Origin of the sequence: Evtepia sp., from assembly GCF_034090835.1 — a bacterium.
Lineage (GTDB): Bacteria > Bacillota > Clostridia > Oscillospirales > Oscillospiraceae > Evtepia.
Map to the genome: position 1 here is coordinate 1 of NZ_JAXDRS010000036.1, position 15,784 is coordinate 15,784.

Sequence of the window (15,784 nt, forward strand, 5' to 3'; positions counted from 1 at the left end):
ATTGCAGAAAATCCCGCAACAGTTCGTTCTCCATTTTTAGCCTTTTGTTCTCATATTTGTACTCTGCCAATGTCTTGGCAGGCTTTCTTCCTCGCTGTTTGGGAATGGCCTTTTCCTGCCGGTGTCTTGCACGGTAGAGCAAATCTTTTACGGCTCTCTCACTTTGCAACCCCAATTCCTTTGCTATCTCTTTCTGCGTTTTCCCTTCCGCTTGCATCTGTTGAACAATGGGAAGAAGCAACTTTACTTTTTCATATTTTCTGGCCATTAAATTACCCCCTGATGTAGTACTTCCATTTTTCTACATCAGGGGGCGTTTTGTCTATTGTCCGTTTTTACTGGTTCAGTTCAAAAGTTCCGCAGGACGTCTTTGTGTTGCTTTGCGATGCATTTTCTCTGAGGAAACAGAGCCTCACTCTACGCTCTTCAACGACTCCACCATATCCAGACTTTTCAGCTTTCGATGGGCGGAGAGGTTGACCAGGAGGGAGAAGGCGGCGGTGAGCAGGGCGGCCCACAGGTAGCTGGGGGCATTCAGGAAGCGGCCGAACATGAGCATGTCGATCTCTACGGTCAGCACCAGCCATTGGTGGAGTAACTTCCCCAATACCATACCCATAGCGACTCCGAATACCGTGAGGATCACGTTCTCCCGGTAGACATACGAGGACAGCTCCCGGTCGTAGAAGCCCAGCACCTTCAGGGTGGCCAGCTCCCGCATCCGCTCAGTGATGTTGATGTTGGTGAGGTTGAGCAGGACCACGAAGGCCAGGGCAGCGGCGCACACGATAATGAGGATCACGGCGTAGTCGATGCTCTCCAGACTGGAGGTGAAGGTGTCCCGAATGTCGGTGATGAGGGAGAGGGAGGTCACGCCGTCCAGAGAGACCAGCTGGCTTTCCAGTGCATCTACCTCCTGGGCGTCGGTGGCCAGGTCTACCAGAATGGTGTTGTCCTCCGGCGGCTGGCCAAACACCTGCTGGTAGTAGGCGTCGCTCATATAGATGTAGTGCTGAATGTAATGTTCCGTGATGTCGGCCACCCGAATGGAGACCCGCTTTTCCCCGTCCAGGGTGATGGTGTCTCCGGGTTTGACGTCCAGAAGGATGGCCAGCTTTTCGGTGATGACTGCGCCGTCGTTGGGGAGGGTCACAGGGTCGTCGTTGGTGCGGTGGCGCAGGGTGATAAAAGGGGCCAGGGCGTCCAGACTTTCTGTGGTCTGGAGGTAGCAGTCAGCGGTGAAAGTCTCGCTCTGGGCTGTGTAGGCCTCGGTGCGGCAGGGGAGGTATCCGCTCACCAGAGAGCTCTGGGAGAAGGTATCTTCCACCTCTTTTTCTTCCAGCGGTGTGACTTTGTCCACCAGCCCCACCTGGGCGGTGTAGTGGTAGATCTCGTCGTACTGTTTTTCCATGACCCCAAGGATAGAGCCCCGCAGACCGAAGGCGGTGACGATGAGAGCGGCGCAGCCGCCGATGCCGATAACGGTCATCCAGAAGCGCTTTTTATAGCGGAACAGGTTGCGCAGGGTGATTTTATAGTGGAAGGACAGTCTCTTCCAGAAGGGGGTGATCCGTTCCAACAGGATGCGCTTGCCCATGGGAGGCGCTTTGGGACGCATGAGCTCTGCCGGGGAGGCCGACAGGGTAGAGAAGCAGGCGGCCAGGGCGGAGATGGTGACCGTACCGATGGAGGCCGCGCAGGCCAGCAGGGAGGTGGCGGGCTCAAAGCTGTAGACGATCTCTCCGATGGAGTAGAGGATGAGCCAGGCGCGGCAGATGATCCAAGGCAGCAGGGTCAGGCCGACGGCAAGGCCCACCAGGGCGCCCCCTGCGCTGGCGATGAAGCCGTATCCCACATATTTTACGGCGATAGAACGCTTGGAAAAACCAAGGGCTTTCAGACCACCGATGGTGGTCCTCTGCTCTTCCACCATACGGGTCATGGTGCTCAGGCAGACCAGGGCGGCCACCAGGAAGAAGATCAGGGGAAAGATGGTGGCGAGACTGCCCATACGGTCTGCGTCCATGCTGTAGCTGGCGTAGCCTACGTTGGTGTTGCGGTCCAGGATGTACCATTGGCCTTCTTCCAGCAGCTTGACGTCCCGCTTGGCCTGCTCCACTTCCTTTCTGGCGTCGTTGAGCTGGGCTTCGGCGTCTTCCTTGCCTTTCTGGAAGGTCTCATACCCTTTGCTGTACTCTTCCTCTCCCTTTTCCAGCTTTTCTCGGGCCTGGTCCAGTTCCTTCTGTCCCTGTTCCAGCTGGGTCACCAGGGTCTCCCGGCCTTCCTGCAGGGAGGTCAGGCCTTTGTAATATTCCTGCCAGCCGTAGTCCAGTTGCCTTCGGGTGTTCTCCAGGGTTTGTTTGCCGGATTCCAGCTGCTGAAGTCCCTTTCGATACTCGGCTTCCCCGGCGTCCAGCTGGGCTTTGGCAGCGTCCAGCTGGGCCTTCGCAGCGTCCAGCTCCTTTTTCTGCTCTTTGAGGGCGGCGTAGCGGGGGGAGTTTTCCAGCTCTGTCAGGATCTGCCCATAGAGGCTGTTGTAGACCTTGTCATAAATGGAAGGGTAGGTCTGGGCATACACCTGGGCGTATACCTTCTGATAGACCCAGTAATAGCTCCCCGGCCGTTCTGCTTCCGCCTGGGTGGCCTGCTTTTTGGCTTCGGCGTCGGCGATGGAGCGGGTCTGGGCGGCGGCCTGGGTGGAGGCCTGGGCAGAAGCGCGGGAGGCGGCCTCTGCCTTCATGGCGGCAGCCCCCGCCTGATAGAGGCTCAGGCCCAGCTGATACTGGGTGTATCCGGCGTTGTATTCTGCCCAGCCTGCGTCCAGCTCTCTGCGGGCCTGCTCCAGGGCGGGACGGGAGGCCTCCAGGGAGGCCACGCCGTCGGCATAGGCCTTTTCCCCGGCGTCCAGTTGTTTCTTGGTGGCGTCCAGTTGCGCCTGGGCATCGTCCAGTTTTTTCTGTCCGGCTGCGCTTTCTGCCTGAAAGGCGGCGGCGCCCTCCCGGTACTTTGCCCAGCCGTCGTCCAGCTCTTTGCGCGCGGCGTCCAGTTCGTCCTGTCCGGCCTGGAGTTTTTCCTGAGATTCCTTTTCCCCTTCGGCCAGGGCCTCTTCGGCTTTGCTGATCTGCTGGTTGGCCTCTTCCAGACGGAGCTGGCTGCGCTCCCAGGCCAGGGGCTTGAGGGCCTTGGTGCAGGTTTCCATCAGGTCGTCATATTCGTCGGAATAGGTTTCCAGTTTTTCCGCACCGTCCACCAGCAAATAGGCGTCCGTGTAGTAGTCCATGGAGAAGGCGGCGTCGGGCAGCATAATGTAGGCGGAGACCTTTCCGGTGCCCAGAGAGGAGGAACCGCGGTCGATGGAGATGTACAGGGGAGAGGTGGCTACGCCCACGATGGTGGCCTCCTGGACGGAGAGGGCGTCCTTATAGGTACCTTCCCCGGTGTTCAGGGAGATGGTATCCCCGATGGACAGGCCGCTTTCCTCCAGCAGCAGGGGTTCCACCAGACATTCGTTGGGGGCCTGAGGGAGACGGCCCTCCTTGAGGGCAGGGATGTTGACCCCGGTGCCTTCTTTGTAGGAAAGGACCTTCACCACCAGGTCTCTGGACTCCATCGCCATGGTGGCGTCAACGGTGTAAGCCCCCTCGGCCAGAAGGATATCCGGCTGCGCCCCCAGGGCGCTGATGTCATCTTTTGTCAGTCCCAGCGTGGAGAGGATGTGAAGATCCATGAGTTTTTGCTGGTCGAAGTAGGCGTCTGCGGAGAGCTTCATATCAGGGGCGGCGGCCCGGAGTCCGGCCAGAAAGCAGACAGCCAGGGCAGACAGGATCAGCAGAGAGAGGAAGCGGGTCACGGTACGCCGGATCTCCCGGGCAGTATCGACCAGCAGCCGGCTGGGTTTTCGTTTCATCGTGCGCCTCCTTTCTGAGGGATGGGGGAGGGGTCACCACTCAATGTCTTCCACGGGCATGGGGGACTCGTTGTAGTCGATGGATTCCACCTGTCCGTTTTTCACGTGGATGACCTTGTCTGCCATGGGGGCGATGGCGGTGTTGTGGGTGATGACCACCACGGTCATGCCCTGCTCCCGGCAGGTGTCTTGCAGCAGTTTCAGGATGGACTTGCCGGTGATGTAGTCCAGAGCGCCGGTGGGCTCATCGCAGAGGAGGAGCTTGGGGTTTTTGGCCAGCGCCCGGGCGATGGCCACCCGCTGCTGCTCTCCGCCGGAGAGCTGGGCGGGGAAGTTGTTCAATCGGTCTTTCAGACCGACATGAGTGAGGACCTCGGCAGCGGGGAGGGGGGACTTGCAGATCTGGGTGGCAAGCTCCACGTTTTCCAGAGCGGTGAGGTTCTGCACCAGGTTGTAGAATTGAAAGACGAAGCCGATGTCATAGCGGCGGTAAGCGGTGAGCTGCTTGGGCGTGTAGCTGCTGATCTCCTGTCCGTCCACTCGGATGGAGCCGGAGCTGCAGCTGTCCATGCCGCCCAGAATGTTCAGGACGGTGGTCTTTCCCGCACCGGAGGGGCCTACCACGATGACGAATTCGCCTTTCTCGATATCGAAGGTGATGTTGTTCACAGCAGTAATGGTGACTTCACCCATGTGATAGTGTTTTACCACATGATCCATGGAAATATAGGACATATACTCACCTCTTTGGGTTAAGAAACAGGTGTTGATAATCTGGATATTTTTAGTATAATGAAGATTAAGAGAGTTACAACCGTCAATTAATGTCCGATGTGTTTGGAAATCGACTTTATTGAACGTTGTGTTGAAAAACTGGTCTTTAAATGGAAGAAAAAGGTGAGAACATGGAGCAGAAGGGAATGGACCGTCGCGTTCGAAGAACAAAAGCGAGACTTCGGCAGGCGATGACCCAACTGCTGTTGGAAAAGGATCTTTCCAGCATCACTGTTCGGGAACTGACGGACCTGGCAGATGTCAACCGCGGCACGTTTTATACGCACTACAAAGACATCTATGATATGTTGGAGCAAATCGAAAACGAGATTTTTTCCGAGCTGGAAGAATTGCTGGACCTGCATACATCGGAGATCGTACGGAGAAATATTTCCACCGTATTGCAGGAAGTTTTTCGGTTTGTGGGGAGAAATCAGAACCTTTGCCGGGTATTTTTGACCCGGCAGTCAGTGGATCGATTTTCCAGGCGGCTCAATCAGCTGATCTATCGGAAATGCCTGGAAGAGTGGCGGGAGCTGTACCACGTAGTGGATAAGGAAGCACCTCAGTATGCCCTGGAGTTTGTGGTGTCCGGGACGGTGGGCCTCATCCGGACCTGGGCGCTGAATGGATTCCAGGAGCAGCCGGAAGATGTGGCAGAGCTGGCCAATCGACTGATTTTGTATGGCGTTACATTCAAATGGCAGGAAGAGACCTGAGAGTTGTTGAACAAAAAACGAAGCGTCCGAATGAAAAAGTTCGGACGCTTCGTTTTTCCGAAGAATATTATGTTCGGCGCCAGGAGGGGGGTGTGTTCCTCCGTTTTTTTCGGAAACAGGCCTCGCACAGGCGGCCGTGATGATGGAGGGGAAGGGCTGCGCCGCACTGGGCGCAGAAGCGAATGTTGTTTTTCAGGCGGTGGAGGAGGATCTCGTTGATCTCGTCGGCGATCTCCTCCCGGCGGTCATAGAGCAGATCTTCGTCCACCGGGCACTGGAAGGCCTTGGCAAAGGAAAAGTAGAGGTCCAGTTTCCGGCAGTAGAGCTCCAGTTCCGGCAGAGTCCGGGGCAGGTCCGGGGGGATGTCCGGCTGCTGGATCTCCTGTCCCTGCTGGTGCAGCCGCAGGAAGTGGAAGAAGAGGTCCCGCAAGGGCTCTTCTGTCTCGTCAAAAGGGATGTTGGCGGCCCGCAGTTCCTGCTCTTTGGAGAGGGAGAAGCCCTTCTCCCGCACCTTGGAGATGATGGTGAGGTACCGGCTGATATCCAGCTTGACATAGGGGTCTGCGGTGGGCATTTTGTTCCACTCAGTGAGCACTTCCAGAAGATCAAAGTCCACCGTGAGCACCAGGTCGGAGAAGCCGGCCACGGCGTGCTGCAGGGGTGGGACCACGGTGTTGAGGCCTGCCCGGATGGCGCCCAGGTTCTGGGTGGCGCCTACATATCCCTTGTCGTATATGCCGTATCGTCCGGCCCGCCCAGCGATCTGCTGGATCTCTTCCGGTTTCAATTCCCGGCGTTCTATTCCATCAAACTTTTCCGTATCCATAAAAATGATCCTTCGGATGGGCAGGTTCAGGCCCATGCCGATGGCGTCGGTGGAGACCACGTAGTCCATTTCCCCGGACAGGAATCCTTCCATCTGTTTTCGCCGGGTGGAATAGGGAAGGGCACCGTAAATAATTGCGGGTTCTTTGCCCGACTGCCGTAAGTCCTCCGCCACGCTGAGGACCCCTATCTTGGAGAAGGTGATGAGGGCGTCTCCCGGCTGGATGCGGGTGTAGTCCACTGTGTGGGTCATGCACAGCAGCGGGGTTTTCCGCTGGTGGTGTTCCACTTCCCAGGTGTCGCCGCAGCTGTCGATGATGCGCAGCAGCAGGTCTTTGGCCTCCTGTGCGGCACCCAAAAGAATGGCAGGGTAGGCGGAGAGGATCTGTACCGCAAGGGGGGCGGTGGGGTTTTCTCCCAGCCACGGGGCAGCCTGGACGAAATGGGTCAAAATACCAGGAAGCTGGTCGCTGTCGCAGCCGTGCGCCAGGGCAGAGAACTGGGTGAGGTAGCCGGAGATCTGAGAGGAGCGAAGGGCCCGGCCGCTGGCGGCGCCCGGGATGTGAGAGCGGATGACCTGGTGGTAGTGACCCGCCAGGACCTGGGAGAGGGAATCCTCTCTGGGGCGGGCTTCCCAGGCTTTCTCCAGAAGGGCGACGGTTTGGGTGGCAGCGGCGTTTGCAGAGGGATCTGCCTTGTGCGCCTGGGCAGGCTTTCTGGCTCTCTGCTGAAACAGAGGTTTGGCCTCTGCGGCCCTTACGTCGTCCCGGTGCCACAGCGGGACGGAGCGTCCGTTGATGCGGCGGTATCGGGGACGGGGCAGCAGCTGCGCCATGAGTTCTCTGTTCCAGCCTCTGCTTTTCAGCAGGCTGGGGGACCAGAGGTTTCCTTGTGTACGTTTTGCCATGGGGCGTCATCCTCTCGTGGTTTTTATGGGATGGGACTCCGGTGGGGATATTGTATCATGAACCGCTGCCGGGGGCAATGATCTGCCGGGACGGGGGTCGTCTTGACGAATCTTGGAAAGGGGTCGTATAATAAAAGAACACACATGCAAAGATCCGCCCCAGCGGAGGGAGCCCCTGCGGGGCCTCCGGCGGCGGTTTCGTTTTTGCCAAGGAGACCGGATCGGAGGAAGGCGCCATGAAGAAGGAAAGAGAGCCGGCTCTGACCATCTATCCCGGGCAGCGGCCAAAGGTGCTGCTGCTGGGCAACGGGCTTAACCGGGTGTATGGCGGGGCCTCCTGGGCGGGGCTGCTGGCCCGGATCAACCGGACCGATTACACCCCGGAGCAGGTGAAATCCATGCCGCTCCCCATGCAGGCGGTCCTCTTGAGCCAGGATCATGTGGATGTTTCCTTGAAGGACCTCAAACGGGAGCTGACACGGTGTGAGCTCCATCCCTGGCTGGATCTGCACCTGAAGAAGCTGCTGGCCATGCCCTTTGACTGCATCCTCACCCCAAACTTCACCTATGAGCTGGAGTGTGCGGCGGACCAGGATTTCCTGGAGGTGCCCTCTCGGGCCCGGCGGTACCGCCGGCATACGGCGGGGGTGGCCCGGGCGGAACGGCGGTTTATGCTGCATACCTATTATTCTCTCCCTGCGGCGCAGGGAACCGTTCCGCTGTTCCATATCCATGGAGAGGCCAATAAACCGGACTCTGTTATCCTGGGCCACTATTATTATGGCAATCTCTTGTTTTGCTATGACGCCTACCTCACAAAACGGGCGCCGGACTGTAAGTATCGTATGGGCCGGGATGGACAGGGGCTGCCGGTGCTGAGCTGGCTGGACTATTTCATTCTGGGGGATGTGTATTCTCTCGGATTTGGCTATGACACAGCGGAGATGGATCTTTGGTGGCTGCTGTGCAGAAAGAAGAGGGAGCGGGCTTCCCATGGAGGCTTGTATTTCTTTGAACCGGGGCGGAGATCGGCGGAGACCAAGCACGCCTTGCTGCGGGCTTACCAGGCTGACTGCATCACCCTGGGGATGCAGGACCTGGACAACGACGGGTATCGGCTGTTTTACGAGAAGGCGGTCAAGGAGATCGGACGCCGTGTAAAAGAGGAAGGATAACGAGAAAGAAGGCGCAAAAAGATGAAACGGATCCACTATGGCTGGGCGGTCTGCATTGCAGGGACCCTGCTGCTGTTTGTGACCATGGGGACGGTGTCCAATGGATTTTCTGTCTACCTTCCCTACATTATGGAGGAGCGGGGCCTGACCCACGGGCAGACGTCATCGCTGGTGACCCTGCGCTGTCTGGTTTCCTTCCTGGCCATGCTGGGGATCGGATTTTATTACCGAAAGGTCAGTATCCGGGTGGGGACCGGGATCGCGGCGCTCAGCGCAGGCGCTGCCTTTTTGCTGTATAGCGGCGCCAAGACCTACGGTATGTTTTGCGTGGGCGCGGCCATTTCCAGCATCAGCTATGGACTGGGCTCCATGATCCCGGTGTCCATTCTGATGAACCGGTGGTTCGTCCGTCATCGGGCCCTGGCCCTGGCCATCTGCGCTTCGGGCAGCGGCATTGCCACCATTGTCCTGCCCCCGGTGACCACCCATCTGGTGGAGGGCCTGTCCATGGCGGCGGCCTTCCGCTGGGAGAGCCTTGGGATTCTTCTTTTGACGGCAGTGATTTTCCTGGTTCTCCGGAACGACCCCAAGGAGAAGGGCTTGGAGCCCTGTGGCCGGGAGGAGGAAGAGGAAGGACCCGGGGAGGCAGGGGAGATCGGGACGGAGTCCCGGACCCTCAGCCGAAAGACCTGGGTGCTGATGGGATACGTCAGCCTGTTTATGGGAGCCCTGGCCAATCCGGGGTTCTCCCACCTGTCGGTGCTGTACACCTCGGAGGGCTTTGACCCCATGACCGTGGCTGCCATCATCAGCGGCGTGGGCATTATGATCACCCTGGGGAAGCTGGTCTATGGACAGACCACCGACCGCATTGGCGGATGCCGGTCCAGTCTTCTGTTTGGAGGCATCCTTCTGGTGGGGCATCTGCTCTGCTGCCTGGCCTTTACCCAGAGCATGGTCATCTGCATCATCACCGTGCTGTGTCTGGGGATCGGCTACCCCATCGCCACCATTGGGCCGTCGGTTTGGGCCAATGATATGTCCTCCCCGGACCAGTATCCTAAGGTGATCCGCCGGTTACAGGTGGTCTATGCCGCCGGTGCCCTGGTGTTTGCCAGTGTTCCTGGACTGCTGGCAGATCAGTTTGGCGGCTACATCCCAGCGTACCTGCTGTTTTCCGGGTTTATGGCAGCGGCGTTGGTGTTCATCGCGCTGTCTTACCGGGCAGAACGGAGAAAAAAGAAGTATCAATGGTAAAGAAAACCATCGCCCCGATGCGGTTCCAGGAAGGACCGTGTCGGGGCGATGGTTTATTTGTGGTCAATAATCGATGGTGTAGAGGGTTTGGCTCATGGGGAGCTTTTCCGGCAGGCTGTTCTGGAAGACCACCTGTCCCGGGGTTTGGCGGGGATTGAGAAGGCCGGCTGCTTCCAGCTGGCGTTTCAGTTGGCGGGCGGTCCCTTCGCTGCCGTCGATGATCTCCACCGGACGGCCGAAGTTGCGGGCGATGGCCTTTCGAACGAAGGGATAGTGGGTGCAGCCCAGAACGATGTATTCTACATTGCAGTAACGGAAGGGGAGGAGAAGGTCCTGGAGATAGGAATCCAGAGCCGGACCGTCCCAGATCCCCTGCTCCACCATCTCCGCCAGGCCCTTGCAGGGCAGGGAAATGACGTTGGCCTCATGACAGAAGGCGGCAGCCAGTTTTTGATACTTGTCCTCCCGGATAGTGAGAGGGGTGGCCATGACCAGGACGGACGAGCTGTTGTCCGCCTGGGCTGCGGGCTTGAGGGCAGGTTCGATGCCGATGATGGGGCAGTGGGGATAGGTCTGGCGAAGGGGAACGATGGCGGCGCTGGTGGCGGTGTTGCAGGCCACCACCACGGCCTTCACCCCCTGATGCAGAAGGGAGGCGACATGGTCCAGGGTGAGCTGCCGGACCTGGTCCAGGGATTTTTCCCCATAGGGGGCGTTGGCGGAGTCTCCGAAAAAGAGGAAGTCTTCCTGGGGAAGGAGGGCGGTGCAGGCACGAAGCACGCTGATGCCGCCCAGTCCAGAGTCGAATACGCCGATTGGCAGAGATCGTTTGTCCACAGCCAGTCCTCCCTTGGGTTCATTCTTTTCCTGCATAGTATACCACCTTTCCCCTGTCCGCGCCACAGGATTTTTTCAGTGGGAGGGGGAAGGGGGCAAATAGGGCGGGGACGCATAGAGTGAACTGAGGGGAGACCACCCTCAATTGCATGTGCCCGCCTTTTAGGCGGAGAAAGGAAGCAGTATGAAGCGTTACAAATGCAGCGACTTTGGATTGCCGGAGCGTTGGCCGTGCAAGCCGTGCTGGCACCCGCCCCAGTGCCCGCCGCCCTGTCCGCCGGTGTGTCCTCCGCCCTTCCCGCCCGGAGGAACGACGCCGGTGCCTTTTGTGCCCGGCGAATCCTACTCCGCCGGACAGGTGGTGACGTATGAGGGGTACTTTTATCGGGTGAATACCAACGATCCCCGGGGGATCCCGGGGCAGTCGCCGGACTTTACCCTGCTGTTTGCGGTGGGGCCCAGCGGTCCCACCGGACCCACTGGCCCTGCTGGTCCGACGGGCCCCACAGGACCGGCTGGAACAGACGGAATTCCCGGCGCCACAGGGCCTTCCGGCGCTATGGGTCCCACGGGTCCCACGGAGGCCCGAAAAGATGCACAGCAGGGGGCAGAAAAAAGGGAAAAAAAGGATGTTTTGGTGCACTTTTGATGCAGAGAATCCCGTACAATGAACAAATCTGTGAGGCCCTGTCCGTGGGGTCATTCTTTGGGAGGTTGTGTGTATGAAACAGACGCTGAGTTGGTTTCTTGCATTTATGATATTGTTTTCCTCTGTGTCTCTCATTCGGTCCACGGGACAGGGGAAGGAGAGCTGGCAGAACCCATATATCGATGTGACCAAAGATATGTGGAGCTACCTGTATATTACAGAGCTGAACCGGGTGGGGGCCCTGGAGTCTCAGGAGAAATTCAATCCCTCGGAACCGGAGACCCGCGGTGACCTGGTGCTGGCGCTGTACCAGCTGGACCAGGGCGCGCTGAAAGACCGGGAGAAAGAGGCCGGTGAGGGCAAGGGCACGCCGAAGTTTAACGACGTCCCCAAGGACTCCCCCTACTACGACGCCGTCAACTGGGCCTATGATAAGGGCGTGGTCGGCGGCGTGAGCGACGATACCTTTGAGCCGGACGGCAACGTGAGCCGGGAGCAGGTCTGCACCATGCTCACCCGCTTTGCCGCCCTGGAGAAGATATCTCTCATTCAGGTGGTGGAGCCCAAGCCCTTCAAGGATTCCCTGCAGGTGCAGGAATATGCCCGCAGCGGTGTGACCGCCTGCCAGATGGCGGGGATCATCAAGGGGTATGAGGATGGCCGGCTGCGTCCTGGAGAAAAGATGACCAGGGAAGAGTGTGCAGCCATCGTCTATCGCATCTTTAACTCCGCCGGGCTCCAGGCCCCTGAGGGGAGCAAAATGGTGGACTTGACCCCCGGCGCCTATGACAGCCTCTATACCGAGTATGAAAATATGCCCTTTGAGTCGGAGGTATCCTCCGGTTCGGAAGTGGATCTGAGCTACTTTGACGAAACGGTGTTCATTGGCGACTCCATCTCCCTGACCCTGGAATACTACGCCAACTCCAGCGGTGCGCTGGGGAACGCACAGTTCCTGTGCGCAGGCAGCATGAGCGCCACCAATATGCTGACGGGCAAGATCCTTCCCGAGTATCCCAAGGGTTCCGGGCAGAAGCCCCCCGTTGAGGACAGTGTGGCGGCCTGCGGCGCGCAGGTGGTCTACATCATGCTGGGCATGGATAACATCGCCTACGGTGTGGAACGGGCCACCAGCGACATGCAGAAGGTGATCGCAAAGATCCAGGAGAAGAACCCCAACGTATCCATCGTGATCCAGTCGGTGACGCCCATGGCAGACTCCAGCACCAGCAAGTCGGAAAAACTCAACAACGATACCATCAACGCCTACAACGCGAAGATGCTGGAACTCTGTCAGCAGAACCGTTGGTACTACCTGAACGTTGCAGAAGTGTTCAAGGATGGAAACGGGTATCTGAAAAAGGAGTATTGCAGCGACTACGGAAAGATGGGGATGCACTTTACCTTTGACGGAGCAAAGGTGTGGGTGGAGTACCTCAAGACCCACGTACCCGATGAGCTGCAATAAACCTGGGAAACCACCGGTGAGACTGACGGAGAATAGTTTTATAAAACCTTAATAAAATCTTTATACGATATCCGCTTTCAGATCGTACAATAAGAAAGATTCAACGGAAAAAGGAGCGTATTTATGAAACGGTGGATTACACTCAGTCTCGCTTTGGTCTTCATCCTTTCTCTCTGTGCCTGCGGACAGCCTGCGGAGGCCGAAGGCGGAGGAGAGCAGCCGGGCACAGCCACGGAGCCGGCGGGGGGACAGAGCCAGGAGGGAGACTCTCCCGAAGAAGAGAAACCGGCGTTTGTCCCGCTGGTGCCTGCGTCGGAAACGGTGGACCCGTCCTGGTTTAATGATGCGGCCTTTGTGGGCGACTCGGTCTCGGTGATGCTGGAGAGCTACAACAGCAGCTCCAATCAGCTGGGGGAAGCAGATTTCTTCTGCTCGGTGAGCCTTAGTCAGACCAATGCCCTTTCCTATCAGGCGGGCAATTCCCGGCTGCCGGAGTACCCCAAGGGGTCGGGCCAGCGGCCGAAGCTGGAGGATGGCATTGCTGCCAGCGGGGCCAAAAAAGTTTATATCATGCTCGGCATGAATTGTATCGCCGGGGGTGTTGACAGAGCATGTAAGGATTTGGTAACATTAGTCGATAGAATTTTAGAAAAATCCCCCGGCGCAACCATTCTGATCCAGTCGGTGACGCCCATGACCGCAGACAGCCCCCGGGCTGACGATTCCCTGAACAACACCACCATCGGAGCATTCAACACCAGGATGCAGGAGATCTGCCAGGAGCGCCAGTGGTACTTCGTGGATGTTTCCGAGGCCGTGAAGGATGAAGCGGGGTATCTCCGGGCAGACTTTAGTGGCGACAAGGCCATGGGGATCCATTTCAATTACAACGGTGCTGCGGCCTGGGCAGAGTACCTTCTGACCCACGTACCGGAAGCGCTGAAGTAAAATATAAACAAAAATGAAGGATGAGTGAAGAAGTTATGAAACGGTTCGTATCTTTTGCAGCGTTGGTGCTTTCTCTGGTCATGGTCCTGTCTCTGGCTGCCTGCGGCGGCGATAAACCCACCCAGGAGCCGGCGGGCGACAACTACTCCACCTCTACCACCACCGATACCAAGAAGGTGGACCTGGCTGCGGTTCGTACGCAGATCATTGACCAGTGCCAGATCACCGGCAACGGCGATGTGGAGACCGACGGTCTGTCCCGTCTGTATGGCATTTCCGCTGACCAGGTGGCCAGCTCTGCCAGCTTTTCCGCCCCCTCCGGCGGCGCCTTCCCCCAGGAGATCGTCATGGTCGAGGCCAAGGATGAGGCCGCTGCAGCTGACATTCAGGCCAAGCTGGAAAGCCGCCTGAAGGGCATTGCCGACCAGGCAGCTTCCTATGACCCCGAAAGCCTGGCTCTGGCTGAAAAGTGCAAGGTCGTGACCAGCGGTGTGTACGTCGGCATGTTCTTCTCTGCGCAGTACGACACCATGGTCTCCATCTTCCAGGAGGCAGTTGCCTGATCGTCCCTGCCAGAATAAAGTGAAAATGATGCTGCCGGGCTGTCAAAAGGACTGCCCGGCAGTATTCTCAGGAGAATGTAGCAGACATGGTTTTTTCAAGTTTACCTTTCCTGTTTCTGTTCCTGACGGTGGTGCTGCTGGTGAGCCACATCCTGCCGTTCCGGTGCAGAAACGCTTTTCTTTTGCTGGCGAACCTGGTTTTTTATGCCTATGGTGAGCCGGTTTACGTCCTGGTGATGATCGGCTCCATCCTGGTGAACTACTTTGCCGGGGTGCTGATGGACAAGCAGCCCACCCAGGGCAGACGCCGGGGCGTGTTGGTGGTGGGGATCATCCTCAATCTGGCTGCCCTGGGCGTGTTCAAGTACACCGGCCTGTTTGTGGACACGCTGCGGGAGATCCCGGCTCTGTCCTTCCTGCCGGATGTGAACATTTCTCTGCCCATCGGCATTTCCTTCTACACCTTCCAGGCGGTCTCCTATCTGATCGACGTCTATTGGAAGGACTGTGAGGCATCCCACAGCTTTGTGAACTTTGCCACCTATATTTCGCTCTTCCCTCAGCTCATTGCCGGCCCCATTGTCCGGTATAAGGACGTCAACGAGCAGCTGGTCAGCCGACGGGAAACCACCACTATGTTCAACTCCGGCGTGCGCCTGTTCGTGGTGGGCCTGGCGAAGAAGGTCCTGCTGGCCAACCAGTTTGGTATGCTGTGGGACGCTATGTCGGCCAATCCTGCGGCGGTGGGGACCCTGGGCGCCTGGTGCGGCGCCTGCGCCTACACGCTGCAGATCTACTTTGACTTTGCCGGCTATTCGGATATGGCCCGGGGCCTGGGCCGGATGCTGGGCTTTGAGTTCTGCATCAACTTCAACTATCCCTATATCTCCAAGAGCGTGACCGAGTTCTGGCGGAGATGGCATATGTCCCTGTCCACCTGGTTCCGGGACTATGTCTACATCCCTCTGGGCGGCAACCGCTGCGGTGCGGTGCGCCAGTGCTTCAACATCCTGGTGGTCTGGGCTCTGACGGGCTTCTGGCACGGGGCTGGATGGAACTTCCTGTTCTGGGGGTTCTACTATGGCGTCCTGCTGCTGTTGGAAAAGCTGCTGCTGGGACGGTTTATCCGAAAGCTGCCTGCCCTCTTCCAGCATCTTTACGCCATGGTCATCGTGATCGTGGGCTGGGTGTTCTTCGCCTCGCCCGACCTCACGGCGGCGCTGAACTATCTGCAGGTGATGTTCTCCTGGACGTCCGGTGCACAGAGCGCAGTCTCGCTGGCCCTCCCCTGGGCGGGTATGGCGATCATTGGCGTGGTGGCCTCTACGCCGCTGGGAAAATCCATCTGGGAGAAGTACCAGGACCGCAAGTGGATGCCTCTGGCAGAGAGCCTGCTCTGTTTGGCGGCCCTGCTGCTGTGCACCGCCAGCCTGGTGAGCGACAGCTACAATCCCTTCCTGTATTTCCGGTTCTGAGAGGGGGAGACGGCATTGAAAAAACTCTATTCTGTTCTGCCCGCTGTGGTCTTTGTGGTGTTTCTGGCGGTGATGACCCTGCTTCTCTTCCTGCTGCCCCATAAGGATTATTCGGAAAACGAAAAGCGCAACCTGGCGGATCTTCCGGAGGTAAGCGTCCAGGCCATTATGGACGGCTCCTTCCAGGAGGACCTGGAGACCTTCACCGCCGACCAGGTCCCCGGCCGGGACTTCTTCGTGGGGGTCAACGCCTACTGGAACCTGGCCACCGGCCGCAACG

Annotated in this window: 14 protein-coding genes; 9 read left to right on the forward strand and 5 right to left on the reverse strand. The window is 58.2% G+C overall.

The window, feature by feature from the left end:
* The 3 genes from SOR61_RS07285 to SOR61_RS07295 all read right to left on the reverse strand — a co-directional run.
* Window positions 1–268 (reverse strand): helix-turn-helix domain-containing protein (locus SOR61_RS07285; protein WP_320612006.1); only part of this gene is annotated, 268 nt, incomplete at its 3' end.
* Window positions 269–412: 144 nt separating this feature from the next.
* Window positions 413–3,907, reverse strand: a complete 3,495-nt coding sequence (locus tag SOR61_RS07290; protein WP_320612007.1) for an FtsX-like permease family protein — start codon at window positions 3,905–3,907, stop codon at window positions 413–415.
* A gap of 33 nt (window positions 3,908–3,940) precedes the next feature.
* Window positions 3,941–4,642, reverse strand: a complete 702-nt coding sequence (locus SOR61_RS07295; RefSeq protein ID WP_320612008.1) for an ABC transporter ATP-binding protein — start codon at window positions 4,640–4,642, stop codon at window positions 3,941–3,943.
* 170 nt (window positions 4,643–4,812) lie between these two features.
* Between SOR61_RS07295 and SOR61_RS07300 the strand changes: the two genes are divergently transcribed.
* Window positions 4,813–5,400 (forward strand): TetR/AcrR family transcriptional regulator C-terminal domain-containing protein, encoded by a 588-nt coding sequence (locus tag SOR61_RS07300; protein WP_320612009.1) that lies wholly within the window; start codon window positions 4,813–4,815, stop codon window positions 5,398–5,400.
* Window positions 5,401–5,467: 67 nt separating this feature from the next.
* On the opposite strand, the gene SOR61_RS07305 is transcribed toward SOR61_RS07300, so the two are convergent.
* Window positions 5,468–7,132: a helicase-related protein gene (locus SOR61_RS07305; RefSeq protein ID WP_320612010.1), complete on the reverse strand. Its 1,665-nt coding sequence runs from the start codon at window positions 7,130–7,132 to the stop codon at window positions 5,468–5,470.
* A 236-nt stretch (window positions 7,133–7,368) separates the two neighbouring features.
* Here SOR61_RS07305 and SOR61_RS07310 point away from each other — a divergent pair, with 236 nt between their 5' ends.
* Window positions 7,369–8,307 carry a hypothetical protein gene (locus tag SOR61_RS07310; RefSeq protein ID WP_320612011.1) on the forward strand — a complete coding sequence of 313 codons (939 nt, stop codon included), beginning with the start codon at window positions 7,369–7,371 and terminating at the stop codon, window positions 8,305–8,307.
* Window positions 8,308–8,328: 21 nt separating this feature from the next.
* Window positions 8,329–9,564 (forward strand): MFS transporter, encoded by a 1,236-nt coding sequence (locus SOR61_RS07315; RefSeq protein ID WP_320612012.1) that lies wholly within the window; start codon window positions 8,329–8,331, stop codon window positions 9,562–9,564.
* Window positions 9,565–9,627: 63 nt separating this feature from the next.
* Here SOR61_RS07315 and murI read toward each other — a convergent pair whose 3' ends face one another.
* Window positions 9,628–10,437, reverse strand: a complete 810-nt coding sequence (gene murI / locus SOR61_RS07320) for a glutamate racemase (RefSeq protein ID WP_320612013.1) — start codon at window positions 10,435–10,437, stop codon at window positions 9,628–9,630.
* Between the two features lie 148 nt (window positions 10,438–10,585).
* On the opposite strand from murI, the gene SOR61_RS07325 reads away from it, so the two are divergent.
* From SOR61_RS07325 to SOR61_RS07350, 6 genes are all read left to right on the forward strand, one after another.
* On the forward strand, window positions 10,586–11,050 hold the full coding sequence (locus SOR61_RS07325) for a hypothetical protein (RefSeq protein ID WP_320612014.1): 465 nt from the start codon (window positions 10,586–10,588) through the stop codon (window positions 11,048–11,050).
* 73 nt (window positions 11,051–11,123) lie between these two features.
* Entirely contained in the window at window positions 11,124–12,518 is a 1,395-nt protein-coding gene (locus tag SOR61_RS07330; protein ID WP_320612015.1) for an S-layer homology domain-containing protein, read from the forward strand.
* Between the two features lie 123 nt (window positions 12,519–12,641).
* On the forward strand, window positions 12,642–13,466 hold the full coding sequence (locus tag SOR61_RS07335; protein WP_320612016.1) for a GDSL-type esterase/lipase family protein: 825 nt from the start codon (window positions 12,642–12,644) through the stop codon (window positions 13,464–13,466).
* Window positions 13,467–13,501: 35 nt separating this feature from the next.
* Window positions 13,502–14,029 (forward strand): DUF4358 domain-containing protein, encoded by a 528-nt coding sequence (locus SOR61_RS07340; RefSeq protein ID WP_320612017.1) that lies wholly within the window; start codon window positions 13,502–13,504, stop codon window positions 14,027–14,029.
* 86 nt (window positions 14,030–14,115) lie between these two features.
* Complete coding sequence (locus SOR61_RS07345) at window positions 14,116–15,504, forward strand: MBOAT family O-acyltransferase (protein ID WP_320612018.1); 1,389 nt, start codon at window positions 14,116–14,118, stop codon at window positions 15,502–15,504.
* A 15-nt stretch (window positions 15,505–15,519) separates the two neighbouring features.
* A partial coding sequence (locus tag SOR61_RS07350) for a DHHW family protein (protein ID WP_320612019.1) occupies window positions 15,520–15,784 on the forward strand: 265 nt, incomplete at its 3' end.

Coding starts and splice junctions, on each gene's coding strand:
- SOR61_RS07290 (WP_320612007.1), bottom strand. CDS start 3,907: ATGAAACGAAAACCCAGCCGGCTGCTGGTCGATACTGCCCGGGAGATC.
- SOR61_RS07295 (WP_320612008.1), bottom strand. CDS start 4,642: ATGTCCTATATTTCCATGGATCATGTGGTAAAACACTATCACATGGGT.
- SOR61_RS07300 (WP_320612009.1), top strand. CDS start 4,813: ATGGAGCAGAAGGGAATGGACCGTCGCGTTCGAAGAACAAAAGCGAGA.
- SOR61_RS07305 (WP_320612010.1), bottom strand. CDS start 7,132: ATGGCAAAACGTACACAAGGAAACCTCTGGTCCCCCAGCCTGCTGAAA.
- SOR61_RS07310 (WP_320612011.1), top strand. CDS start 7,369: ATGAAGAAGGAAAGAGAGCCGGCTCTGACCATCTATCCCGGGCAGCGG.
- SOR61_RS07315 (WP_320612012.1), top strand. CDS start 8,329: ATGAAACGGATCCACTATGGCTGGGCGGTCTGCATTGCAGGGACCCTG.
- murI (WP_320612013.1), bottom strand. CDS start 10,437: ATGCAGGAAAAGAATGAACCCAAGGGAGGACTGGCTGTGGACAAACGA.
- SOR61_RS07325 (WP_320612014.1), top strand. CDS start 10,586: ATGAAGCGTTACAAATGCAGCGACTTTGGATTGCCGGAGCGTTGGCCG.
- SOR61_RS07330 (WP_320612015.1), top strand. CDS start 11,124: ATGAAACAGACGCTGAGTTGGTTTCTTGCATTTATGATATTGTTTTCC.
- SOR61_RS07335 (WP_320612016.1), top strand. CDS start 12,642: ATGAAACGGTGGATTACACTCAGTCTCGCTTTGGTCTTCATCCTTTCT.
- SOR61_RS07340 (WP_320612017.1), top strand. CDS start 13,502: ATGAAACGGTTCGTATCTTTTGCAGCGTTGGTGCTTTCTCTGGTCATG.
- SOR61_RS07345 (WP_320612018.1), top strand. CDS start 14,116: ATGGTTTTTTCAAGTTTACCTTTCCTGTTTCTGTTCCTGACGGTGGTG.